At 61.1% G+C, this 23,395-nt stretch carries 18 protein-coding genes, 1 tRNA gene and 1 pseudogene; 10 read left to right on the top strand and 10 right to left on the bottom strand.

Going from position 1 to position 23,395, the window contains the following annotated elements; all coding sequences use genetic code 11:
- Nucleotides 1–10 precede the first annotated feature (10 nt).
- Nucleotides 11–847 carry a trehalose-phosphatase gene (otsB, locus tag YUO_RS0139185; protein WP_028351986.1) on the top strand — a complete coding sequence of 279 codons (837 nt, stop codon included), beginning with the start codon at nucleotides 11–13 and terminating at the stop codon, nucleotides 845–847.
- Between the two features lie 197 nt (nucleotides 848–1,044).
- Complete coding sequence (locus YUO_RS0139180) at nucleotides 1,045–2,505, top strand: trehalose-6-phosphate synthase (protein WP_028351985.1); 1,461 nt, start codon at nucleotides 1,045–1,047, stop codon at nucleotides 2,503–2,505.
- A 271-nt stretch (nucleotides 2,506–2,776) separates the two neighbouring features.
- Here YUO_RS0139180 and YUO_RS0139175 read toward each other — a convergent pair whose 3' ends face one another.
- On the bottom strand, nucleotides 2,777–3,124 hold the full coding sequence (locus YUO_RS0139175; RefSeq protein WP_028351984.1) for a hypothetical protein: 348 nt from the start codon (nucleotides 3,122–3,124) through the stop codon (nucleotides 2,777–2,779).
- A 196-nt stretch (nucleotides 3,125–3,320) separates the two neighbouring features.
- Here YUO_RS0139175 and YUO_RS0139170 point away from each other — a divergent pair.
- Nucleotides 3,321–3,410, top strand: a tRNA-Ser gene (locus YUO_RS0139170).
- A 332-nt stretch (nucleotides 3,411–3,742) separates the two neighbouring features.
- On the opposite strand, the pseudogene YUO_RS43530 reads toward YUO_RS0139170, so the two are convergent.
- A pseudogene (locus YUO_RS43530) lies at nucleotides 3,743–4,153 on the bottom strand (winged helix-turn-helix transcriptional regulator); the annotation flags it as partial.
- A gap of 131 nt (nucleotides 4,154–4,284) precedes the next feature.
- Here YUO_RS43530 and YUO_RS0139160 point away from each other — a divergent pair.
- Both YUO_RS0139160 and YUO_RS0139155 read left to right on the top strand, forming a co-directional pair.
- Nucleotides 4,285–5,004 carry a DUF899 domain-containing protein gene (locus tag YUO_RS0139160; protein WP_028351983.1) on the top strand — a complete coding sequence of 240 codons (720 nt, stop codon included), beginning with the start codon at nucleotides 4,285–4,287 and terminating at the stop codon, nucleotides 5,002–5,004.
- A 167-nt stretch (nucleotides 5,005–5,171) separates the two neighbouring features.
- Nucleotides 5,172–6,074: an NmrA family NAD(P)-binding protein gene (locus tag YUO_RS0139155; protein ID WP_028351982.1), complete on the top strand. Its 903-nt coding sequence runs from the start codon at nucleotides 5,172–5,174 to the stop codon at nucleotides 6,072–6,074.
- A 699-nt stretch (nucleotides 6,075–6,773) separates the two neighbouring features.
- Here YUO_RS0139155 and YUO_RS0139150 read toward each other — a convergent pair.
- The gene (locus YUO_RS0139150) at nucleotides 6,774–7,856 is read right to left on the bottom strand and encodes a L,D-transpeptidase family protein (protein WP_235782973.1); all 1,083 of its coding nucleotides are present in this window, start codon (nucleotides 7,854–7,856) and stop codon (nucleotides 6,774–6,776) included.
- A gap of 165 nt (nucleotides 7,857–8,021) precedes the next feature.
- Nucleotides 8,022–8,699 (bottom strand): nitroreductase, encoded by a 678-nt coding sequence (locus YUO_RS0139145; RefSeq protein ID WP_028351980.1) that lies wholly within the window; start codon nucleotides 8,697–8,699, stop codon nucleotides 8,022–8,024.
- 632 nt (nucleotides 8,700–9,331) lie between these two features.
- Between YUO_RS0139145 and YUO_RS43525 the strand changes: the two genes are divergently transcribed.
- Nucleotides 9,332–10,441, top strand: coding sequence for a TRAP transporter substrate-binding protein (locus tag YUO_RS43525; RefSeq protein ID WP_083754907.1), 1,110 nt, complete (start codon nucleotides 9,332–9,334; stop codon nucleotides 10,439–10,441).
- Between the two features lie 203 nt (nucleotides 10,442–10,644).
- Here the strand turns inward: YUO_RS43525 and YUO_RS0139135 are convergent, their stop codons facing one another.
- From YUO_RS0139135 to YUO_RS0139120, 4 genes are all read right to left on the bottom strand, one after another.
- A complete protein-coding gene (locus YUO_RS0139135) occupies nucleotides 10,645–12,180 on the bottom strand; it encodes a TRAP transporter large permease (RefSeq protein ID WP_028351979.1) in 1,536 nt (511 codons plus the stop codon).
- 6 nt (nucleotides 12,181–12,186) lie between these two features.
- A complete protein-coding gene (locus tag YUO_RS43520; RefSeq protein WP_083754906.1) occupies nucleotides 12,187–12,762 on the bottom strand; it encodes a TRAP transporter small permease subunit in 576 nt (191 codons plus the stop codon).
- A gap of 405 nt (nucleotides 12,763–13,167) precedes the next feature.
- Nucleotides 13,168–13,803, bottom strand: coding sequence for a 2-dehydro-3-deoxy-6-phosphogalactonate aldolase (locus YUO_RS0139125; protein ID WP_028351978.1), 636 nt, complete (start codon nucleotides 13,801–13,803; stop codon nucleotides 13,168–13,170).
- A gap of 11 nt (nucleotides 13,804–13,814) precedes the next feature.
- Nucleotides 13,815–14,726 carry a 2-dehydro-3-deoxygalactonokinase gene (locus tag YUO_RS0139120; RefSeq protein ID WP_028351977.1) on the bottom strand — a complete coding sequence of 304 codons (912 nt, stop codon included), beginning with the start codon at nucleotides 14,724–14,726 and terminating at the stop codon, nucleotides 13,815–13,817.
- A gap of 219 nt (nucleotides 14,727–14,945) precedes the next feature.
- Here YUO_RS0139120 and YUO_RS0139115 point away from each other — a divergent pair, with 219 nt between their 5' ends.
- Nucleotides 14,946–15,938, top strand: a complete 993-nt coding sequence (locus tag YUO_RS0139115) for a Bug family tripartite tricarboxylate transporter substrate binding protein (protein WP_198028185.1) — start codon at nucleotides 14,946–14,948, stop codon at nucleotides 15,936–15,938.
- A 49-nt stretch (nucleotides 15,939–15,987) separates the two neighbouring features.
- Here the strand turns inward: YUO_RS0139115 and YUO_RS44275 are convergent, their stop codons facing one another.
- The gene (locus tag YUO_RS44275; RefSeq protein WP_051379885.1) at nucleotides 15,988–18,561 is read right to left on the bottom strand and encodes a VCBS domain-containing protein; all 2,574 of its coding nucleotides are present in this window, start codon (nucleotides 18,559–18,561) and stop codon (nucleotides 15,988–15,990) included.
- 298 nt (nucleotides 18,562–18,859) lie between these two features.
- On the opposite strand from YUO_RS44275, the gene YUO_RS0139105 reads away from it, so the two are divergent.
- Nucleotides 18,860–19,507, top strand: a complete 648-nt coding sequence (locus tag YUO_RS0139105; RefSeq protein ID WP_028351975.1) for a FecR family protein — start codon at nucleotides 18,860–18,862, stop codon at nucleotides 19,505–19,507.
- Between the two features lie 305 nt (nucleotides 19,508–19,812).
- Nucleotides 19,813–20,475, top strand: coding sequence for a tetratricopeptide repeat protein (locus YUO_RS0139100; RefSeq protein ID WP_235782972.1), 663 nt, complete (start codon nucleotides 19,813–19,815; stop codon nucleotides 20,473–20,475).
- Between the two features lie 225 nt (nucleotides 20,476–20,700).
- Here YUO_RS0139100 and YUO_RS0139095 read toward each other — a convergent pair whose 3' ends face one another.
- Nucleotides 20,701–21,681 carry a Bug family tripartite tricarboxylate transporter substrate binding protein gene (locus tag YUO_RS0139095; protein ID WP_028351973.1) on the bottom strand — a complete coding sequence of 327 codons (981 nt, stop codon included), beginning with the start codon at nucleotides 21,679–21,681 and terminating at the stop codon, nucleotides 20,701–20,703.
- A 447-nt stretch (nucleotides 21,682–22,128) separates the two neighbouring features.
- Between YUO_RS0139095 and YUO_RS0139090 the strand changes: the two genes are divergently transcribed.
- Nucleotides 22,129–23,394: a S1C family serine protease gene (locus tag YUO_RS0139090; RefSeq protein WP_028351972.1), complete on the top strand. Its 1,266-nt coding sequence runs from the start codon at nucleotides 22,129–22,131 to the stop codon at nucleotides 23,392–23,394.
- Nucleotide 23,395: the final 1 nt, after the last annotated feature.

The raw sequence follows: 23,395 nt of genomic DNA, 5'->3' as shown, positions 1-23,395 counted from the left end.
GATGGACGACATGAATCAGGATCTGGCCGAAATGTCATTGGAAGACGATATCGCCCGCGAAGACGATGCCGCGCTGGAAACTGTTCCGGTGCCGCGCTCGTTGGTGCCGCACTTGAGCGAAACTGCCGTCCTGCTCGACATCGACGGCACGCTGCTCGATCTGATGCCGACACCGCGCGAAGTGTGGGTGCCGCCAGGGTTGGCGAAGACATTGAACCGCCTGCTGGTCAGGACCAACGGCGCGCTTGCGCTGGTCAGCGGCCGTTCGCTCAACGATATCGACCTGATCTTCGCGCCCGATCAATTCCCGGCCGTCGGCGGCCACGGCGCTGAAATGCGGATCGAACCTGACAGCGAGGCGGTGGCCGCCCACGCCCCGCCGATGGACAAGGAGTTGAAGCGCCGGCTGGCGGCGATCGCAAAGCTGAGCCCGGGAATATTGCTGGAGGACAAGGGCTACTCGCTGGCGCTGCACTATCGCCTCGCGCCGCATGCCGAGAAGGCGATCTATGCCGCGGTGTCGCTGATCAGGGCCGATCTGCCCAATGCGCCGATCGAAGTGTTGCCCGGCAAATGCGTCTGCGAGATCAAGCACTCCGGCTTCACCAAGGCGAGCGGCGTGCGCGAATTGATGACGCGCGAGCCGTTCAAGGGGCGCCGTCCGTTCTTCATCGGCGACGACGTTACCGACGAGAGCGTCTTTGCGATCATGCCGGACCTCGATGGCCTCGCCTTCTCCGTCGGCCGCCGTGCCAAAGGCGTGGCCGGGCACTTCGATGCGCCCAGCGACGTCAGGGAATTCCTTACACACCTGCTTGATGACGAAAGGGACGCATCACTGCCATAATGTTTTTCGTCTCGACGAGATTCGAACACAGATTCTCGCGCTTGACGCCGAGGTTCGCGGCAAATTTTATTTTTCGTGAGTTCCGGTGAGTTCCTGCACGCTGCAGCCCGAATTTGGTTTCAATTCGTTGAAAGGGTGATCAGGAACCATATTGATGAACGGCAGTTAAACGCGAGCGTACCAACGGGAGGGGACCTGTGAACCTCGTCGTCGTTTCTAACCGCGTTTCGCGCGGAAAACCCAACGAACCCATGACGGGGGGACTCGCGGCGGCGTTGTTGCCGATCGTCGAGAAGTCGGGCGCTATCTGGGTCGGTTCCAGTGGTCGCGTCCGCGACGGGAACCAGAAGGAACCATTTGCCGAGATCGAGGCGCTCGGCGCCGGCGCACTGGCGATGCTGGACCTGCCGGCCGCGCATTACGGCGGCTATTACGAAGGTTTTGCGAATTCCGCATTATGGCCGGCGCTGCATTCGCGCGCCGATCTGATCCGCGCGTCGCATGAGGACTATCTCAGCTATCGCGAAGTGAACGCCTTCATGGCGCGCGCGCTGTTGCGATTCCGAAAAGCGGATTCCGCGTTCTGGATTCAAGACTACCATTTCCTCGCACTCGGCGCCGAGCTGCGCGATCTCCGCGTCACCGAGCCGATCGGCTTCTTTCTCCATACGCCGTGGCCGGCCCGTTCGGTGATATCAGGCGTGCCGCACCATCGCGAGCTGGTCGAGGCGATGCTGGCCTATGATTTGATCGGCTTCCAGACCGAGGAAGACTGCGAGAACTTCCTGGCTTACGCGCAGTCCGACCTCGGCCTCGTCGTGCATGACGGCGTCATCATTTCGCGCTACGGCCGAACGCGCGCTGCGGTATTTCCGATCGGCATCGATCCGCAGCTATTCGCGCAGTTGGCAACGAAGGCGTCGACCCACCCGGACGTCTCGCGGCTGCGGCGCAGTCTGAATGGCGAGAAGCTCGCGATCGGGGTTGACCGGCTGGATTATTCCAAGGGCCTGATCAACCGCATCAAGGCGTTCGACCGGATGTGGACCTTGCACCCGTCGCTGGCGCGCACGGTGTCGTTGCTGCAGATCGCAACGCCGTCGCGCGGCGCGATCGAGGCCTACGGCAATCTGCAGAGCGAGGTCGCAAGGTTGGTCAGCGACGTCAACGGTGTTCACGGTGAAGTCGACTGGACGCCGATCCGTTATCTCAACAAGGGCTACGGCCAGGCCGTGCTGGCCGGCCTCTATCGCACTGCGCAGGTCGGCGTGGTCACGCCGCTGCAGGACGGCATGAATCTCGTCGCCAAGGAATATGTCGCCGCGCAAAACCCGGTCGACCCTGGCGTGCTCGTGCTGTCGAAGTTCGCCGGCGCCGCCAACGAACTCGACACTGCGCTGTTGGTCAATCCGCACGACATCGACGGCATGGCGCGCACCATTGCGATCGCGCTGTCGATGCCGCTTACCGAACGGCGGATGCGCTGGGAGGCGATGATGGCGAAGCTGCGCGGCCATACCATCCAGCAATGGTTCGCCGATTTCACCGACGCGCTGCGCGAAAGCCAGCTCGATCGCAGCGAACTGGCGCCTGTCCTGGCGGAGCCCCAGCTATGGCCGCTTCGTTCCGCCAGCAACACCAACGCGCGATATCATTAGGGCTTGATGACTTTTGGTTAGAGGCGCCCTCCACCTCTCCCGCTTGCGGGGGAGGTCGGATCGCATCGGAGATGCGATCCGGGTGGGGGCTATCTCCATTCAGGCAGTCTCACCGCTGAGACACCCCCACCCCAGCCCTCCCCCGCAGGCGGGAGAGGGAGCGCACCATCCTGGTGTTCGCGATCAAATCCAATTTTATAATGCTTTAGGCTCGGGCGCAGCATCGTCCGGAGACGCACGCCTCATCCTGAGGTTTGGCAGCGGGGCACCCTCAATAACAATACGACACGCCATCCAGCACCGGGCAGCGCGCCTTGTTCGGCGCGCTCGGATTTTCCATCGGCACCATGCCGCCCTTGCCTGAGCCGGCGAACACGCCGGGGCCGATGACGACGGACGACTTGTTGCCGATGATGACGCTCGGATGCGGCGAGGCCAGCCTCGATCGCGAGCCGTCGGCCCACACGATGGCGTCGCCCGCGAAGATGCCGCGCCGGCCGTCATCGCAGCTTACATCCACGCCCTGACGCGTGCAGGCCTGCGCCATCGCCGGGCCCGCCGCGGCGCCCGCAACCGCCGATAAAAGGATAGCGAACAGAAGCGCCCGCGCGATGATCATGCCGCCCTCCACCGATTGCGTTGCCACTGTGGTCGTCGATCGTGGCCGGATTCCGGTTCAAGGGTCCGGAAAGCACGGATCATCCGATGCTGAACGTGCCAAATTGCCAAATAAATTCAAGGAATTGGGGAAATTTTGACCGCTGTGCCCGGCGTCCCTTGCAAAATCAGTGCTGCCCCTTCAAGAGAGGGCCTCCGGAGAGATGGCCGAGTGGCTTAAGGCGCACGCTTGGAAAGCGTGTGTGCGGGAAACCGTACCGTGGGTTCGAATCCCACTCTCTCCGCCATATCCTGGGCCTGGCCCTCGGATTGCTTGTGGGCGGGCCAGGATTTGGACGGCCAACTGCGCTTTGCCTTTGTTTCTGCACCCTTCCACACCAACGAGATACCGCGCACAGAACCATCGGTACAGGTCGACCGCGTGCCCGTCGCAGATTTGGATATTGCGGCGAGCAAATCGGAAGGTCGATCTTGAGAACAGTGCTCTTGTGAGAGAGGCCGGCCAGTTGCGCCGGATCAGATGGTCGGGGCGCCGTCCCCGCGATGTCTTCGGACCCGTAACAGAGCAGCGCTAAATCCTTTCGCACCTATGCTGCGGAAGCCTTCATAAACCGGCCTGCAAATGCACTCTCCGCAATTCGGTCATCATCCGCTTCAATAAGCTTGCGCCGCCTTTCTTTAAGCGAGCTGCATTGGCCGCGCTCTCATCCGTGACGGGACGGTACTCCTGTCCCCAAAAGCCGATCTGAGCCAAGATGGGTAGGAGCGCGATCCCCTTTTCTGTCAGGCTGTAGATCGCCTTCTGCTTGTGGGCTGGGTCGTCTGTCTTCGTCAGGACTCCCTGCGAGACCAGCGACGCAAGCCGGTCGCTCAGGATTCTGGTCGAGATCTTCTCGTCAGACGCCAGGAATTCTCTGAAGTGACGCTTACCAGCAAAGATCATGTCTCGAATGATCAGCAGCGACCATCGATCTCCGAACACCTCGAGCGCCAAGCTTATCGGACAGGCCGACCGCTGATCCTCCCGCATCGCCGCTCCCAATAATATCAAAACGAAACTGCTTGCGTTATGACATCGAACTCGGCATAATGCAACCAGTCTCTAAACGAGAGCGGTTGGCGGGATGCGCTTTTGCCCGCCGCGAAGTGGGAGCCTAAACGATGAAACCTGAAGCGATCGTGTCGCGCGCGGATTGGTTAGCTGCTCGGAAGGCGTTGCTTGAGAAGGAGAAGGAGCTTTCACGGCTCCGAGATCGGATCAGCGCCGAGCGGCGCGCCCTGCCATGGGTAAAGATCGAGAAGCCTTACGCGTTCGAAGGCGCGAGCGGTCGAGTGGGCCTTGCGGATCTGTTCTCCGGCCGATCGCAGCTCGTCGTCTATCATTTCATGTTCGCGCCCGAATGGGAGGAGGGATGCGTCTCCTGCTCGTTCCTCGCCGACCATATCGACGGTGCGAACCTGCACTTGAGACATCACGACGTTTCCCTGGTCGCTATATCCCGCGCCCCCATCGAGAAACTGCTGGCCTACAAGAGTCGGATGGGCTGGAGGTTCGAGTGGTTCTCGTCCTTCGACTCGACTTTCAACCATGACTTCGGCGTGTCGTTCACACTTGCCGATCTCGCGCATGGCCAGACTTACTACAACTATGAGAAGCGAGAGCGGCAGACCGAAGGCGAGGCGCCCGGCATTAGCGTGTTCGTCAAGGACGACGAGGGACAAGTCTATCACACATACTCGTCTTACGCCCGCGGCGGGGATCTGCTGATCGGCGCCTACAACTATCTCGACCTCACGCCGAAGGGTCGAAACGAGCATGGCCCACACCACAACATGGTGGACTGGATCAAGCGTCATGACGCCTATGAAGGCTCCTCGTAATGAGCGTCCGGCGCTTGAAGTCTTCCGGATCAGCGGGAGCCCTTATGCCTGCCGCGTGCTGCTGACGCTGGAGGTCAAAGGGATCGCCTACACCTCACGCATTCTGCAGGCATCCAATCGCGATACCAAGACCGAGGCGCATCTCAGCCGAACCAAAGGAGGCCTATTTGACAGAGAATACGAGGAAAAAGACCTTCGTTGTTGTGGGCGCGACCGGCAGTGTCGGACGTGTCGTCGCCAGTACACTGGAAAGCCTTGGCCATCAGGTCCGGCTCGTCGCTCGCAGCTTGGGCTTGCCCTTTGAGCACAGAGAGAAGCTCCGCGAAGCCTTTTCTGGCGTGAACGGTGCCTATTTGATGATTCCGTTCGACCGCGCCGCGCCCGATCTGCATCGCGGCGAAGATGAGATTGGGGACGCGCTGGCCCAGGCCGTCGCGGCGAGCGGCGTGCCACGCGTGGTGCTCCTAAGCGGTCTGAGCGCGCATCTAAATGAAAAGATCGTCGGCAGCGCGAAAGGCGCCGCGATGATGGAGCAGCGGCTCGACGCCATGAATATCGGAGAGCTGGCGCATTTGCGGGCCGGCTTCTTCATGGAGAACCTGCTGCAGGGCGTTCCGCAGATGGTGCAAACCGGTGATTTCCGGTGGGCATTTGCTGGCCACAAACCGATGCCGATGATCGCGGCCAAAGATATCGGTGTTCGCGCAGCAGAAATTCTTGTTGCGGCGGACGTCGGCCCTCGCGTGCAGGAATTGCACGGTGCGCGCGACTACACCATGGCCGAGGCGGTGAGCATTCTTGGCGCCTCCATTGGTCTCCCCAATGCCCGCTATATTCAAGTGTCCTATGAGGAAGGCCGGGCCGGGATGATCGGCGCCGGGGCGTCGCCAAGCTTTGCAGATGCTGTCATGGAGACCGCGCGGGGCTTCAATGAAGGTCGGGTCTGGGCGAAGGAAGCCAGATCGCCACGAAACACGACTGAGACCACCTTGGACACGTTCGCGGCAGAAACCCTCGCCCCCGCCTATCGAGCAGCAGTCGAGAGGAGCGGGCGACGACCTATCAAGTAAAGTGGGCGCGACCAATCAGCGTTCGCTTTGCGTCTAGACAATGCGCGCCGGGCCCCGGCCCTGGGGCGTAGACCTGGTGGTGGAGGCGCTCGGTTTTGGAATAAGCTCTCCATCGGGCATTGTCCTGAACTCGTCCAGCGGCATCCAGACGGGACCGACCGGTCGAGCGCAGCCGGTCGACCAGGCCGGACGACGCTTCGGTGCGCGACCTGCTGAAGGCCTGGTCCAGGAACGGCGACGGTCCGGCTACTCCGCGCTACGTCGCCTGCGAAACCGCGCTATGGCTCTTTCAAGACGTCGCCCGCCGACGGAAATTGAAGGGCTGTGCAGAGCCCGGATAAGCCACCATCAGATTCCGCCACCGGACGGCGATCAGGCTGAGCGGTGCGACGGCAATTGGCCTTCGCTATTCGCTTGATGGCACTGTTGTCGATGACGGGTCATTGGGCGGGACAGGCTTTTGTCGAAGACGAAATCCCATTTTCCGGCCGTAGCTCTAACGGTGGGTTCTGGTCTAAGAACGTCGAAAATTCCTGATCTTTCAATGGAGATTGATTGACACTCTCTCCGCCACCTTGCCTTTGTCCAGCCCGGACACATCCGAAACGAGTTGTCGAGGGGTTGCAAGGTTTTCTGCTCCAGGTCGAAGTATCGCATGAAACTGACGAGCCAAATGGCGTCACTGGTAACGACAAGAGCCTAGCACCGGGCTGACGGGAATCCGGCACGAGCCGCATCACACACAACCGGTTTGGAGAACGAGGTGCCAAACCATTTGCTGGTCAACGAGCCATCGTTGTCGATCCAGGGGATCGGGGGCAATTGCGGCAGGTAGGACGCATACGGCATTACTTTCGCAAGCGTCACCCTGCCCGGAAACTGTGCGAGGAACGCCTTGTTCATTCCGCCGTCCAGGCCGCTGTAGATCGGGGCAGCCGGAAAATTGTCTTCAACCAATTGCGCGTATGCACGATCGTCGGCGCGCTGTTTTTCCAGCGCCCGCCGCGCGATTTCGGGATCGACGACGAAGGGCGGGCATTTTTCGGTCGCGTTGAACACGAGAGGGTGCGGCGAATTCGCCGGAGGCTGCGCATCGAATACATAGCGGCGGTTGCACACATCCACCTTGGGCTCGCGTTGCGTCGTCTCGAAATGGTCGTTGCCGACCTTGAGCATTTTCCAGAAGGCCAGGTTGGGGCTATTTCGATGCCGCGCCAGATTTTCCGGCGTCAGGCGGAACGGATAGGCCTGGACCTGGAACGACGGCCGGCCGCTGAGTGAGTCGCGCGCCAGCGAATAGATTTCGCTGATCTGTTCGTCGGTCATGGCATAGCAACCGCTCGACCAGCAGTCGCCGTGGATCATGAGGAAGCTGCCGTTGCGCTTGTTCGCCTTGTCGAAGCTGTTGGGGTAGCCGAGGTTGATCGACAGATAGAAGTTGGAGTTGGGATTCATCAACTCGGGTGTAACCGTATAAAACCCTTCCGGAGCCTGACGGTCGCCCTCGCGCAATTTTGGCCCGAGATCACCCGACCACCGGCAGATCGGATAGGTCTTGAGGATCTGGAAACGGCCGGTCGTGTCCTGCTTCCAGACTTCGAGCTCCGCCTCTTCCTTGAAAAGACGCACAACGATGGGTGAATACTTTGGCATCTTCTTCTGTTCGAGCAGCGAGAGCAGCTCGGGCGGCAGCTCCTGTATTGCCTTGGCCGGCAACGGCTTGCTGCCTTCGCCGAGGCAGGTGACCGGCGTCAAGGCAGCGGCAAAGGCGGCTGCCAGCACGAGAGCCTTACCCGTTCCGATTAAATCGGAACGGGGCTCTCGATTCTTGTTTTGACGCGTTTTCTTGACGCGAACCGGTACCCACTTCGCTGGAAAACGCTCTAGTGCATGTCGGGCCATCGCGCGGATCACTGCTGCACCTCCAGCCCTTCCGCCCGCGCGCCGTTAACTCTCGAACCCGACAAACACCGTAGCCTCCTCGACGGACTTCCGCTCCGACACCACCGCATTCGCCGGAAACGTCTCATCCGGCCAGCCCAGCGCGATACTTTTCATGATGATCTGGTCGTCGGCGATCCCTGCGTGCTCGCGCACCACGGGGGACTGCATGATGCCCTGGCTGTTGATCACGGCGCCCAGCCCGCGCGACCAGGCCGCGTTGACCAGGGCGGTCGCCACGGCGCCGCAGTCGAAGGGCGTATCGTCGCTGTCGTCAAGAACGCGATCATAGGTGATGATCACGCAGACGGGCGCGTCGAACTGACGGAAGCCGCGCAGCACCCAGTCCTGGCGCTTGTCCTTGTTGTCGCGCTCGATCCCCATCGCGGAGAATAATTGCTTGGCGACGCCGACCTGCCTGTCGCGGTGCTTGCCCGCAAAGGGCTGACCAGTGCGGAACTCGCGCGATTGCGGAATGCCCGCCACCATCCGCTCGGTGTTGCCGGCGCGGATCCGATCCAGCGGTTCGCCTGATATGACGTAGAAATTCCAGGGCTGGGTGTTCATCGACGACGGTGCGCGCATCGCCAAACCAATGATTTCGGCAATCAGCGCCTTGGGTACTGGATCAGGTTTGTAACCGCGGATACTCCGGCGACCGAGGATAACGTCATCAAACTGCATCTGTGTGGGCTTCCCCGGATAAGTTCTGAACCAGCTTTCGCCTGACGTCACAGCGGACAGCATCCGTTGCGGGCCCGGGATCGTTTTAGCGGATTTTGGGATGATGAAATTGTGCCGCCGATTTGCCCGACGTGTCAAGGTTTCGGTCCGAACGGTCGGTGCGGCGGCCGCCAGCTACTTTGCATGGGGTTGTTTTCGATATTTTTGGTGCGGGCCACGGCGACCCGGCGCGGCGGCATCGTCCGGAAGGCGCATAGGCCTTCTCAGGCTGTTGCTCAAATCGTGGGTTTTGGTCTGGAAAGATCGAAAACTCCCGATCTTTCAATGGGGATTGACTGACACTCTCTCCGCCAGCCCTCAAATTGTCCAGCCCATCTATTCGACCAGCTTCGCCGCTGCCCGGAGGGTCCTTTTTGCCGCCGCGAGCGGCTGTCTGGCCCGATCACGAACCGGGGGTGGCCGGACGGCTGCCTTAACGGCCTGCGGGTTCATCTTGTTGGAGGCTAACGAACGCCACAGGGCCGCACTGGCTGACAGCACCTTACCGCTGTAGGCTACTCGTGTGCTGGCCAGCCACTGGCTAGCCCGCACTCTGCCAAAAGGGAGAAAAGCAAAAGGGAGGGAGACGTCCGATGAAAATGAGTTCGCTTAGGAAAGTCGCTCTGTTCGCAGTAACCTCCGCCACGTTGGCGTTCGCGGGCACAGCGCTCGCCCAACAGCCTCGGGTCCTCAAGATACAATCGGCGGTTCCGCCGTCATCCACCACGCACGATGCTCTCAAGTTTTTTGCCGACCGCGTCGACAAGCTGACCGGCGGCAATCTCAAGATCGAGGCGCTGCCGGGCGGCGCGGTCGTTCCGCCGTTCGAGATCCTGGATGCCACGCACAAGAAGGTGATCGACGGTGCCTATGGCATCTCCTACTGGTGGTACGGCAAGAGCGTCACCGCGACGCTGTTCGCCAATACACCGGCGGGCATTTTCGGCATGGATGCCGTCGACTTCATTGGATGGGTCTACGAGGGCGGCGGTCTCGATCTGTGGAACGAGTTCTACCAGAAGGAGCTCAAGCTCAATCTGGTGGCGTTTCCGAGCATTCCGCCGAGCCCGCAGGCACTCGGCTGGTTCAAGCGTCCGATCAAGGACCTGCCCGACTTCAGGGGAATGAAGTGCCGGCAGACCGGCATCGTCTCGCAGCTCTATGCCAAGATGGGGATGGCGGTCGTCAACATGCCGGGCGGTGAGATCCTGCCCGCCGCAGAGCGCGGCACAATCGATTGTGCCGAGTGGGTCGGCGGCGTCGAGGATTTGCGACTCGGCCTGCATACGGTCTGGAAATACCACTACACACCCGGCATGCATGAGAGCGCCTCTGTCGCTGAGATCGCGATCAACAAGGACGTGTGGGACAGCTTGCCGGATCAGAACAAGGAAGCCATCAAGTCGGCCACATCAGAGACGTTCCTGCGCTGGTGGGCCAGCTTCCAGCGACAAAACGCGGACGCGATCGCAGAGTTTAAGGAGAAGCACGGAGTTAAGCTCCTGACGACGCCGCCCGAGGTCAATCAGGCCTTCCTCAAAGCCTGGGATGAGTTTGCCGCGGCGGAGGCCGCCAAGAACCCGTTCTTCAAGAAAGTCTTCGAATCTCAAAAGGCCTATGCCGCCAAGGTCGTGCCCGCCAAGCGCTTCATGTTCCCGCCCTACGCTTTGCAGGCGGACCACTACTGGCCCGTTAAAGAATGAGACGGCCTTGAACGCGATGGCATCATATTGAATCGCCATCGCGCTCCAGGTTGATTGAGCAAGATCTCCGGGCAAACGCTTCGCGTTTGTCCCGAGGGAGAACCGGTACCGACTATTCCGGATCATGTTCTGGTGAATGGAGGACATAGCTGGAAGGGCGGCCGAGGCCGCCCTTCTTGGTATAATGAGCAGCCGATCGCTGCTTACCTGACAATGTTCGGCAACCACAGTGCGATTTGCGGGAACAACAGCAGCAGCGCCAGGACTATGACCTGAATCACCATATAGTCGGACATGCCCCGGTAAATCGTGCTCAAGCTCCATTGCGGAACGACATTCCGCAGGTAGTACGCCGACATTGCAACGGGTGGGCTCAAGTACGACGTCTGCATATTGACGGCGGTCAGTGCGCCAAACCAAATCAGCAGGTCGAGCTTGTTCAAGCCGAACTGGAGCTTTTCGACCACCGGCAAAACAATCGGAAGAAAGACCAGGATGATCACGGGCCATTCGAACGGCCAGCCGAGAACGAAAAAGATCACCATGATCAACGCGAGCTTCCACCAGTCACTCAGCGGAAGGGCGAGCAGATAATTGGTAATCAAGTTCGCCGTACCCAGCTTGGTGAAGACAGCGCCGAACACCGTCGAGGCCACCGCCAGAAACAGCACCATGGCCGAGGTCACCATCGTGCCGATGGCCGCGTTGCTGATCGATTGCACGCTGAGCCGGCCGTAAAAGAATGCAAGGAGGATAGCGCCGAAAGCCCCGCACGAGGCTGCCTCGGTCGGCGTGGCGATTCCACTGACGATGGTTCCGAGGGTAAATCCGATCAGCGCGCTGAGAGGTGCAATGCCGAGCATGATGGCGCGAAAGTAGGCGTTCCGGAAGTAGGGGTAAGCCGTCAGAATCGCTAACACCGAAGCGATGGCCGATAGGCTAAACGGCCCGATCGCAAACGACAGACGCGGTACACGCGCTTGGCTTAACAACAAATCGAGCAGCAGATACGCCAATGCGACCAGGCACGCGAGACCCAATCCGACTACAGGAGCGCCTACCTTTTCCGTCGTCATCGCGTCGTAGGTGGCTGTGCGCTCCTCCATGGTCATGGCTGGACCGAGCTTCGGATTGATCAAGCTGCGGACGAGCGTATAGGCAATATAACAGCCAGCGAGCAGAAAGCCCGGGCCGAAAGCCGCTGAATAAAGAAGATTGACGGGCACGCCCATGACCGGGCCCATGACTACCAGCATTACGCTCGGAGGGACCAGAATGCCGAGCGTACCGCCGGCGGCGATTGCACCCGCTGACAGCCGCGCGTCGTAGCCGATTTTGATCATCATCGATCCGGCCATTATGCCGAGCACGGTCACCGCGGCGCCCACGATGCCGGTCGCCATCGCAAAAATAGTTGCCGTTAGAATCACGGCCAAATAGAGCGATCCGCGCACCGGCGCGAGAACGCTGCGCAAAGCCACGAACAGCCGCTCCATGAGTCCGGCCTGTTCGGTCATGTAGCCCATGAAGATGAACAGCGGCACGGCGGGAAAGATCTCGTCTTTCATCGTGCCCCAGATTTGCAGGTAGCCGAGATTGAAAGTCTGCTCCCACCCAAGGCCAATGCCACCAAAGACGAGGGCGAGAAACAGCAGCGTGAAGGAAATCGGAAAACCGATGAAAATGACGAGGACCATACCGACGAGCATGGCAATTCCGAGAGCTTCGGCGGCGGTCATGGTTGTTCAGACCTCGATCTTCTCGTGCCTGGCCAAGAATGCGCCGGTTCGCCAGGCCCAGAGGCTCTTCATCAGCTCCGAGATACCCTGCAAGAACAGCATGAAGGCCGTCAGCGGAATAACCCCGCGCAGCGGCCACAGGACCGGCGTCCACGCGCCGGAGCTTCCGCGTTCGTCGATCGAGAGCGAGTACAGGAAATCGTCTATCGAGAGGAAGAACAGTACGACCATTGTCGGCAGGAAGAACAGCAGGAACGCCAAGCTGTCGATCATGCCTTTCGTGCGATCCGAGAATGCCTCCCACAGTACATCGGTTCGGATGTGAGCGCCCTTCAGGAGCGCCAATGCCGAGCCCAGCATGAACAAGGTCGCGTAGGACATCGTCGTCACATCCAGGGCCCACACCGTGGGATCCCCCAGGACGTAGCGGGCAAAAACCTCGACCACATTGGCGCAGATCAGGGGAATGATCGAGAGGACGAAGAGGTACCCGGTCAATTCCGTGAACTTGTCGATGCTACGGATGACGGCCAAATAGCCGCGGGGTGGCATGGGCTTTGGCGAAGCAGATATGTTGGCCATTGCAGTATGCCCAGACGGCGCCCGCCTTGGACTTCCCTATAGGAGTGCGCGCCACCGCTCCATTCAAATGATCCCAATGCTAGCTTAGCGGCCGTCTGGGTGCCAGCGGATGAATGGCCGCGGCGATCGGTTCAGGATTGCGATGCACAATTAGGCAGAAAAGCAATTCCACGGCGACAAACAAATGCACAGAAGTCCCTGCGGGTTAGCCGCCCGCAGGGGTCGAATGTCTGGTCCTGGGCACTTTTCGAACTCACACGTTTCGCCAGCACGGTCCGCGCCGGGGCGGGTACCCGACCGCAGATGGAGAACGTTGGATTCCAGGTAACTCTCTCCGCCATCCGCCTTCGCGTGCGCTTCGGCGCGGCATACGCGCGACGGAGGGCAAGCGACGGCGGGCCGGTCCTACCGCTGTTGAACAGCCAAGTCATACGCCTCAATCGTTGCCTTGGCGCGCGCGGCTACTTCCGCCGCCGTCATGCCAGGCTTGTAGAGGCTGCTGCCGAGGCCGAACGCCAGAATGCCGGCCTTCGTGTAATCCACGAAGTTCTTGTCGGAGACGCCGCCGACGGCGGCGATCATCAGGTCCGCGGGGAGAACAGCGCGGATCGCGGTGATGCCCGCCGCGCCAAGCACGCTCGCGGGAAAGAATTTGAGGCTTGAGGCGCCAGCCTTGGCGGCAAGCAGCGCCTCCGTCGGGGTAAAGACGCCGGGCATCGTGACCATGCCGCGTGCCCGCGCGCTGGCAATGATTTCAGGGTCGACGTTGGGAGTTACGAGAAGCCGGCCACCGACGTCGTGGAGCCGGGCGACATCGTCCAGCGTCAAGACCGTGCCAGCCCCAACCAGGATTCCGGCGGACGCCTTCCTGACGGCGATCTCGATGGAGCGGAACGGCTCCGGCGAGTTGAGCGGGATCTCGATCGCCGTCATGCCGCTGTCGATCAGCACGCTGACGATATCCTCCGCCTCTTCGGGTCTCACGCCGCGCAGGATCGCGACCAGCGGACGCTTCATCGGGGGAAATGGGACAACGCTCATCGTCTGATCCTTCATACGTTCCAAATCGAGTGAGCGGCCATTGCAAGGCCGCGACGGACCGCATCCTCGGCACCGATTGATCGGACGGGAACGGAAACCGTATCAAACGCCAATTGGTAAAGCATCTGGAGCCTTCCTGACGCCACTAGCGTGATGCCCGCCTTGGGCGCTTCGGCGAGCCCCGCCGCCAGTTCAAGGCCAATGAGCGTGCCCGATATTTTTTCGCGGGCCGAGGATGGCTTGCCGCCATAGAGGAGCTGACCCGATCGCACCTGGAACAACAGATTGGCAGCGAACGCTGGCGCCTCAAAGGCGGCAATGACTGCCGACTTGAATGCGTCGACATCTTCGGCTTCATCGGCGCCGGCCACCGCGTGGGACAGGATCGTTTCGCGCGACACGACGTCGAACAGCTCGCCCGTCATGAACGTGGCGAAGCGCTCGACGGTGCCGCCCTTCGCCCTGACCCATTTCGAATGGGTGCCCGGCATGCAGACAAGCGCCTCGTCAGCCGCATCGACGCCCAAGGCACCGAGCAACTGTGTCTCCTCGCCCCGCATGACGTCCGGCGCCTTGGGGTCTCGTTGCGCTATTCCCGGGAGGATGCGGATGTCACGGTCCTGTCCTGGCACCACGACGGCCTGCTTCAGGAGCGATGCGAGCCGCGCCGGCGTCTCGACATATCCGGCTTCGATCCACCCCTGCCGGGCGCCGGCCATGCCGCAGATGACAACAGGCAGCCCGTCCGCGGCGCCGACGGCTTCCAGATGCGATCGCAGCACGGTTGCGAAGCCAAGCTTGCCTGCAGCCATCATGCCCTCGTGGCTGCGCCGCTCCCCCAGCACGTTGCCGGTCCGGTCGACCAGCCAAAGCCGAAAACTGCTCGTGCCCCAATCGACCGCAACATATGCAGCCTCGCTCATTTCAAATCCGTCCTGATGCCATCTGCGCCTTGAGGACATGGTATCACGCCAATCTGCCGGCGAGCTACGCTCGCTTTCCATTTGATTTGCGGAAGCGCAATCAGCATGATCCGAGGTCATGCGGAGCCAGGCCGTTGCTGCGGCGTGGCTTTGCCAATGAGCACACGTCCGCGACAACGCGGCATCACAACAAAAAGAATGACTTGGGAGGACGCCGTCGTGATCGATTTACCCTTCAGACGTGTAATCATGAGCCTCGGCCTGCTGGTTGCGGCACTCTCGCCACAGGCGCACGCGCAATCGTCCGCCAAGACGGTGACACTGGTGGTGCCCTTTGCGGCGGGCGGCGGCACCGACACCGTCGCGCGTCTGATCGGCGAGCGGATGTCGCGCACGCTCGGCCAGACCGTCATTATCGAGAACGTGGTCGGAGGCGGCAGCACGCTGGCCAATGATCGCGTGGCCCGATCGGCGCCTGACGGCACCACGATCCTCATCAATCACGTCGCGCTGCTTGCGGCTCCCAGCCTGTTCACCAACCTGCGCTATGATACCAAAACGGCGTTTGAGCCGGTCGGCCTCGTCAACAACGCGCCGATGGTTCTAATTGGCCGCAAGTCGATCCCCGGCGCGGGGCCGAAGGACTTTGTGGACTGGATCAAGGCGCAACGCGACAAGGCGAACTTCGCGCATGGCGGCCTCGGGACCAACAGTCATTTGTGCGCCGTGATGATGGGCAATGTGCTCGGCTTCAAGCCCACGGTCGCGGCCTATCGCGGATCGGCGCCGGCCATATCCGATCTGCTGGCGGGGCAGATAGATCTTTTGTGGGATCAGGTAACCAACGCGCTGCCGCAGATCCAGGCCGGAACGCTGCACGGCATCGCCATCACCTCGCCGGAGCGGCTCGAACAATTGAAGGACGTGCCGACCACCGCCGAGCTTGGCATGCCCGAGGTCAGCTACTCGATGTGGCATGGACTGTACGTCGCGAAGGGCACGCCCAAGGAGACCATCGGCGCGCTGAATTCAGCGCTCCGTGCAGCACTGGCCGACCCGACGCTGCTGGAGAAACTGAAGCAGCTCGGTACCTTGCCGTTTCCCGAAAACGAGCTGTCGCCCGAGGCGCACGCGCGCCTGTTCGCCAGCGATCTAACGCGTGTGGCCAAGCTCGTTGAAAGCTCGGGAATCAAGGCGAGCGAAGCGAAGTGAGCGCCGCGTGAGATACGGAAATGGCGGCGCTGCAATCGGCGCCACTCCGTCACACGATCAGATCCTGGGGCGCGTGGGTAGTGACAGCGTTGCCCGGCTGATTCCAAACGAAACTGTCGGACGAGTCGATCGTATTGGCTGCCTCTGAAATCGCTGGCGGTCCTGCAGCGTCTTCCTGGGAACTGATTGACGCCGGGGCGCTCTCTGCAAGGTCGATGACACCCGAAGTGCTGACGTCGGACATATTGTCCTTGAAGTGGAACGTGTCGTTGGCGCCGTTGATGGTGATTGTCACCACCTGTGCGGTGTCGTCGATGGTGGTCACCGTGAAGGTGTCGGTCAGCGTGTCGCAGTCGTTGAGCGCCTGCACTTCGCAATTGGCGTTGCCGAGCTCGTAGGTCCAGACGCCATCCGCCGTCATCGTGAAGGTGCCATAGCCGGCATTGCTCGCCATCGGCGAGCACACTGCCGTGAAGGTGTTGGGCGTGTTGTCGACGTCGGTATCGGTGAGCGTGCCGGTGGCGAACGGCGTACCATATGTGCAAGCGCCAGCTTCGGTTACTGAGCCGGTCGTGGCGCCACAAATGACGGCGGCGTCGTTGGCGCCGTTGATGGTGATTGTCACCACCTGCGGGGTGCCGTCGATGGTGGTCACTGTAAAGCAGTCGGTTAGCGTGTCGCAATCGTTGAGCGCTTGCACTTCGCAATTGGTGTTATCGAGCGTGTAGGTCCAGACGCCATCCGACGTCATGGTGAAGGTGCCGTAGCCACCCGCGCTCGCCTTTGGCGAGTCGATCGCCGCAAAGGTGTTGGGAGTATTGTCAACGTCGGTGTCGGTGAGCGTGCCGGTCGCAGTTGGTTTACAAGATACCGAATTGGCCACGCCGCCAGCCTCGATGACCGACCCTTCCTTGGTTCCGCAAATGATGGCGGCGTCGTTGGTGCCATTGATGGTAACCGTCACCAGCTGCACAGTGCCGTCCAGGGAAGTCACCTTGAAAGTGTCTGTCAGCTTGTCTCCGACATTAAGTGCCTGCACCGCGCAGTTGCTGTCGTCGAGCGTGTAGGTCCACACGCCGTCTGCCGTCATCGTGAAGGTGCCGTAGCCGGCATCGCTGGCTGTCGGGCAGTTGACCGCCACAAAACCGGGCGCGTTATCGACATCGGTAACTGTGAGTGTGCCGGTCGTGGTCGGCAAGTCGCACTTGGTGCCACCGTCCTCGGTCACTGAGCCGGTAGTAGTGCCGGAAATGACCGCTGCATCGTTGGTGCCGTTGATGATGACCGTCACCACCTGTGGGGTGCCGTCGATGGTAGTCACCGTGAAGGAGTCGGTCAGCGTGTCGCCGACGTTGAGGGCCTGGACCGCGCTGCTGGAATCATCGATGGTGTAGGTCCACACGCCGGCCGTCGTCATCGTGAAGGTGCCGAAGCCCTCCGCGCTCGCGGTCGGAGTGCTGACTGCAGTGAAAGTATTGGGCGCGTTGTCGACGTCGATGCTGGTGAGCGTTCCGCTGGCGCTCGGCGCGCCGAGTGATGCGTTGGCGAGGCCGCTGGCCTCGATCACCGTGGCGTCAGTGGCGCCGGAGACGATGGCCGCGTCGTTGGTGCCGTTGATGGCGATCGTAAAGGTTTGATTGGCCGAGAGCGTCCCGTCAAATACGGTAATAGTGAAATCAGTGGTGGTGGGTTCGGTCAGCGCGTTGATCGCGTCATTATCCGGAACGAACGTATAGGCGCCGGTCATGCTGTCGACATAAAGCGTGCCGTAGGGGCCAGCCTTCGATACATTGTACGTTGTCCCGTCGAGTACGGTGCTGCCGGCTGTTCCTCCGCTCACACCGAAGGTCAGTGTCGCGGCACTGTTGGGACTGCTGGCAAGGAAAGTGCCGCTTGACGCGGTGAAGACGTCAAAGACCGAGGTGTCAATTTCGGTCGGCCCGATCACCGCATTCAGCGTCGGCGGCACCGGCGGGGGAGGCGGCAGCTGTCCGATAATCATCTCCGGGGCTGATGCGAGGATCACCGCGGGCAAAGCCGGCAAATCCTGCTCCGGGGCAGAATCATCAATCTCAATGAAATTGATCGGTTGCACCGGCAGTCGCTCCAGGGGAGGAGGCGTGCCTGATCCCGTCGACCCCAGTCCCTTCTCGTAGGTGGCGAGCGCTTCCTGCTGGGCCGCTTGTAATTCAGCCATTCGCGCGGCGGAATTCGTGCTCTGAGTCACGCTGATCGTGGACCCCTGCGAACGCAGGATGATAGTCTGTCCGGGATCGTCGACGAGGAAGTGTCGAGGGATCACCTCCTTGGTGACCAGCTCGAATGCGCCATGCTCGAGGTCCTTGTATGTGATGTTGCCGTCGTCCAGGAACGTGACGTCAGGGTCGGCGGCCCGGGCCTCCTTCATAAGCGAGAACGTCAGTGCTGTGAGCCACAGCATGCCGAACCTGCCGGCATGCGCCCGAGTTTGCGGATCGCCGACCGCGGCTTGAGCGGCAGTGCGGGTCGCACGCCTGAGGGTACCGGAATCGGCGGCGGTCTGATGGTTGCCGACAACTTGGTGAAGCGAGGCCGCAGCGGCCTTACCTTCGTCTCCGGCCTCGGCGTGGGCCCCAACGAGCATGGCTCCAACCCCGTTTGCAACTTGCCGCGTGCGATTTGTCGTGGGGTCTGGTTATGTCCAGCCCGTGAGGTCAAAATATCTTGCGCGGCCAGCCCTCGCTGGCTAGCCGCCGAAATGTCCTGACTCAAGGTTAGCCCAATCCATGGCCATTAGGCTGTAGGCTCAAAAGGAGTAATCCTTTTGAGCGAGCGGTAGATGATGCCTTCCCCCGGCATCGGGTCTAAGGTCGTCTTGACCGGCGGTTCAAACAGCCCCGTGAGCGGTCTCTCGGACAGGATCTTCTCAGAAAGGGGGGATCATGTGCACGCATGCGATTGCCGCATTGATGACAGGCTTCGTTCTGGCGACAGCCGGCTTTTTCGCCGGGCCGGCTCACGCGCAAGTCAGGCCCGCCGTTCAGGATTTCGCGTCGAAGCCGATTGGGAAAGTTGTTGTCGCCACGGGTTCGGTCACGATTGAACGTGCGAGTGCGGCAGTCATTCAGGCGAGCACCTCAGGTCAGGCTGGTCAGGCGAAGGTAGGTGATCTCGTCTATCAGGGCGATGCAGTTGCGACCGGCGCTGACGGTCGGGTCGGCATCAACTTCACCGACGGCACGTCCTTCAATCTGTCGAACAACGCGCGCATGGTTTTGAACGAGTTCGTGTACGATCCAAATAGTCAATCCAACGCGACCTTGTTCAGTCTAACCAAGGGAACCTTCACCTTTGTCGCAGGCAAAGTCGCGAAGACCGGCGATATGAAAGTCGACACCCCGGTCGCGACCATGGGCATTCGCGGCACCACGCCACGCGTCGAAATTTCGGATGATGGGACAGTCAGATTTTCGACGCTCATTGAAGAAGGCAAAAGCAGGGTCACGCGAAAGCCGGCAGCGTCAGCGGTACAGCAACCCGACGAAAAGCCGTATCCAAAATCAAATCTGAACATCTGTCGGGGATGCTAGGTCCATTAGCTGTGCGAGTGAGCTGTCAGCCATCGAGGTCCAGGAGTTAAAATCGAGGACCCCGCCCATTCGCCAGTGCCAAGATCGGAGAGCCTGATATGAAATGCAGTGCGAGCCGGCGCGTCATTCCGGGCCTCGCGCCTGCTTGTGCCTTGCTGCTACTGGCGTCGCTGGCGGCCGCGCAGACCCCCAAGAAGAGCGACTATCTCGAAAACATTCAGCTATGCAACGGGTCGGATCGCACGTCGTTTGCAGTCCGGATCAATGGTTGCACGGCATTCATCGACTCCGGTCAGGGTACGACGATGGCGCTTGCGATCGCCTATAACAATCGTGGCAACGCCCATACGGCAGCGGGGGACGTTGACCGCGCTCTCCCGGATTTCGATCAATCGATCAAACTCGATCCGACTAACGCAAAACCCTTCAACAACCGCGGCGCGGCTTACTTGAGGAAAGGCGCATACGACCTCGCCCTCAAATCTCTTGACGAAGCGATCAAACTCAACCCGAATTACGCCCGAGCTTTCGTCAACCGCGCCGGGGTTCTCCTGAAAAAGCACAAGTACGATCGCGCGGCGCGAGATTACGACGAGGCAATTCGTCTTGAGCCCAATCTGGAAGCTGCCTGGAGCGGACGCTGCTGGACCCGGGCCATCCTCGGCTCGTTGCAGGCGGCGCTTGAGGACTGCAACAAGGTGCTTCAGTCATGGCCGAACGACGCCGCCACATATGATTCGCGCGGACTGATTCACTTGAAGATGGGGGAAGCCGGCGCGGCGATCAATGATTTCAGTGCCGCGCTACGCCTCGATTCCAAGCTGGCGAGTGCGTTTTATGGGCGCGGGCTTGCCAGGCTCAAGAGCGGCGACAAGGCTGGCGGCGATGCCGATATTTCCGCAGCGAAGACGCTGCGGGCCGGAATCGATGACGACTTCATGCGTTATGGCGTGCGCGGCGGCAACTAGCCCCACTGCGTCATAAACCCTCATGGTGAGGAGCGCGAAGCGCGTCTCGAACCATGAGGCCCCGGCTGCTGTGGCCTACATCCCTCGAGACGCCCGCTCTGCGGGCTCCTCAGGATGAGGGTTGAGAAGTTATGACGCAGTAGAACTAGAGCGTTTTCCAGCTCTAGCCGGCGAGCCCGGCGCGGCGAACTCGTCATGAAACGATGCCGCGCCTGGGCTGCCGGGCTAATCCAGCTTCACGTTCGCTTCGGTCGCGACCTTGCGCCAGCGCTCGACTTCCGACGACACCATTTTCGCGAAGGCAGGACCGGCGACATCAGGAACGTCGGAGCCGTTGCGCTCCCAGGCTTCCTTGATGGCGGGCGTCTGCATGGCCTTCTGCACCTCCTTGGCCATCTGCTCGACGATCGCCGGCGGCGTGTTCTTCGGTGCGAACAGGCCGTACCAGGTCGACACTTCATAGCTGGGAAGGCCTGCTTCGGCGGCGGTCGGAAGATCCGGGAATGCGGGCACGCGTTTTGGCGCCGCGACGGCCAGCGCCCGCAACTGTCCGGCCCTCATCGGTGCTGCCGACGAGCCGAGCCCGTCGAAGACAACAGGCACGTGGCCGGCGATGAGATCCTGCATCGCGGGGCCGGCCCCGCGATACGGGACGTGCTGAAGATTGGTCTTGGTCAGAATCTTGAACAGTTCGCCCGCGAGATGATGCGTGGTGCCGGCGCCCGCGGAGCCATAGTTCAATTTGCCCGGATTGGCTTTGGCGTAGGCGATGAACTCGGCCAGCGTTTTGGCGGCAACCTTTTCCGGATTGACGACCACTACCTGCGGCGGCCGCGCGACCAGCGCCACCGCAATAAAATCCTTCTCGAAGTTGTAGTCGAGGTTGGGATAGAGCGAAGGAGCAATGGCGTGATGCGCCGCGCCCATGAAGAAGGTGTAGCCATCGGGCGCCGCCTTCGACGCCGCGGAAGCGCCGACGGTGCCGCCGGCACCCGCGCGGTTTTCGATCAGCACGCGCTTGCCCAATTGGGCGTCGAGCTGAGCCGCCAACGGGCGGGCAAAGGCGTCGGTACCGCCGCCGGCCGCGAACGGCACGATGAAGGTGATCGGCTTCTCCGGCCATGACTGGGCTTGGGCCTGACCGGCCACGGCGGATACCGCCGCCAGAACGGTAAACAGGGCGTACCGGACAACTCTTGACTTCACGGCATTCTCCTCCGGGTATTGCAAATTGGCATCCGCCCTCGGCGGCGCGACGTCTTTTACGTCCCTGATTCCGGCTTTATTCCGGAAGCGGCCAGGGCAACGAGCCCGCACCGTATGCAAGATGCCAGGCGCGATCCATCAAAATGAGCGGCCGGCCGGAGGAAAATGGTCGTAGTCCCTGGGGCGTATGGTCGTTCCTACGGGCACCGGCACGGCTCGTTTCCGGTACGGCCGCGCCAAAGGGTACCAAAAAGGCCCGGACTGCCGCTATCGCGCCGGCGCCGGGGCGGTCGAAACCCCCGGACGAAGCAGAAGCACCATCAGCGGCACGGGGAAGAGCGGGGCGATCCGCTCCCCTGAGAGGAAATTTTGGTCCCTGCGCCAGTCCAAATGGACACTGGTTGCAGAGCCAAATATGCTCGCCTTGGGAATGTGGGGGAAGTGCCGATGACGTGCCGTGCTGCTGCGGTTGCAGCTTTGTTGTGGTCGATTTTTGCCAATTCGAACGCAGAGGCGCGTGGGCCCTACGGCTCGATCAGCGTCGGCAACTGGAAGGGCGGAGCCTACACCCACGATCAGACCGGATCGTTCTCGCATTGTGCAGCAGGCGCCCAATACGCCAGCGGCGTCTATTTTGTCGTGATGATCGACGGCAATGGCGGATGGAGCCTCGGCTTCATGCACGAACAATGGAGACTGAGGACCGGGGAAGCCTTTCCGCTGACCCTGACATTCGATGGTCAGCAACCATTCAACGTCCATGGCGTCCCGATTGCCGACAAGCTGGTTCGCGTGCCGATGCCGAACAACTCCGCGCTGATCAGCCAGTTTCGGCGGGCGAAGGCCATGACGGCCTATACCCAGGGGCAGCTCTTCCAGTTCAATCTCGACCAGACCGGCCAGCTATTGCCGGTATTGGCGAATTGCGTCGCCAAGATCAGGCAATCGGGATTGGCCAGTGCCGGCGATTTTTCGGTCCTGCCCGCCGCCAAGCCCGTCGCCGCAGCGGCGGTGCCGGATGCTGGGCCGGCCAAACCCGACCGACTGTTCGATCAGACCGGCACCGGCTTTCTGGTGAGCACGAACGGACATCTCGTGACCAATGCGCATGTCGTGCATGGATGCGTCGGCGACATTTTGGGCAATCTATCGGGGGAGGCACCCGCCAAATTGCGCCTGGTGTCGAGCGACGAGACCAATGATCTGGCGCTGCTGCAGGTGACGGGCTCGTTCAAGGACGTCGCCAAAATCAGGGACAAGGCGATCCAGTCCGGCGACAGCGTGGTCGCGATCGGCTATCCCTTTCATGGATTGCTGACATCCGATTTCACGGTAACGACCGGGATCGTGAGCTCGCTCAGCGGGATCCTGAACGACACGCGCTTCCTGCAGATCAGTGCGGCCGTTCAACCCGGCAATAGCGGCGGGCCGCTATTGGCCGCAAGCGGTGACGTGGTCGGCGTGGTCGCGGCGAAACTGAATGCCATCAAGTTCGCGAGGGCCACGGGCAACATTCCCGAGAACATCAATTTCGCCATCAAGACGGGAGCCTTGCGGGATTTCCTCGACAACAGCGTGGTGCCGTATCAGATCTCGGACGCCAAGACCGAGTTGAAGACGGCCGAAATCGCCCGCAATGCGCGGGGATTTACGTTCTTAATTTCCTGCAAGGCGAAGGCAAAGGCAAAGGAGAAAGAGACGGCAAAGAACTAGA

It is taken from the genome of Bradyrhizobium murdochi (assembly GCF_000472965.1).
Taxonomy (GTDB): Bacteria; Pseudomonadota; Alphaproteobacteria; order Rhizobiales; family Xanthobacteraceae; genus Bradyrhizobium; species Bradyrhizobium murdochi.
Note: the sequence above shows the minus strand (reverse complement) of the source record. Positions and strands in the feature narration are given on the sequence as shown.

Excerpts from the sequence above, each read along its gene's own strand:
- otsB (WP_028351986.1), top strand. The coding sequence starts at position 11 with ATGAATCAGGATCTGGCCGAAATGTCATTGGAAGACGATATCGCCCGC.
- YUO_RS0139175 (WP_028351984.1), bottom strand. The coding sequence starts at position 3,124 with ATGATCATCGCGCGGGCGCTTCTGTTCGCTATCCTTTTATCGGCGGTT.
- YUO_RS0139160 (WP_028351983.1), top strand. The coding sequence starts at position 4,285 with ATGAAACCTGAAGCGATCGTGTCGCGCGCGGATTGGTTAGCTGCTCGG.
- YUO_RS0139145 (WP_028351980.1), bottom strand. The coding sequence starts at position 8,699 with ATGCAGTTTGATGACGTTATCCTCGGTCGCCGGAGTATCCGCGGTTAC.
- YUO_RS43525 (WP_083754907.1), top strand. The coding sequence starts at position 9,332 with ATGAAAATGAGTTCGCTTAGGAAAGTCGCTCTGTTCGCAGTAACCTCC.
- YUO_RS0139135 (WP_028351979.1), bottom strand. The coding sequence starts at position 12,180 with ATGACCGCCGCCGAAGCTCTCGGAATTGCCATGCTCGTCGGTATGGTC.
- YUO_RS43520 (WP_083754906.1), bottom strand. The coding sequence starts at position 12,762 with ATGGCCAACATATCTGCTTCGCCAAAGCCCATGCCACCCCGCGGCTAT.
- YUO_RS0139125 (WP_028351978.1), bottom strand. The coding sequence starts at position 13,803 with ATGAGCGTTGTCCCATTTCCCCCGATGAAGCGTCCGCTGGTCGCGATC.
- YUO_RS0139120 (WP_028351977.1), bottom strand. The coding sequence starts at position 14,726 with ATGAGCGAGGCTGCATATGTTGCGGTCGATTGGGGCACGAGCAGTTTT.
- YUO_RS44275 (WP_051379885.1), bottom strand. The coding sequence starts at position 18,561 with ATGCTCGTTGGGGCCCACGCCGAGGCCGGAGACGAAGGTAAGGCCGCT.
- YUO_RS0139105 (WP_028351975.1), top strand. The coding sequence starts at position 18,860 with ATGTGCACGCATGCGATTGCCGCATTGATGACAGGCTTCGTTCTGGCG.
- YUO_RS0139100 (WP_235782972.1), top strand. The coding sequence starts at position 19,813 with ATGGCGCTTGCGATCGCCTATAACAATCGTGGCAACGCCCATACGGCA.
- YUO_RS0139090 (WP_028351972.1), top strand. The coding sequence starts at position 22,129 with ATGACGTGCCGTGCTGCTGCGGTTGCAGCTTTGTTGTGGTCGATTTTT.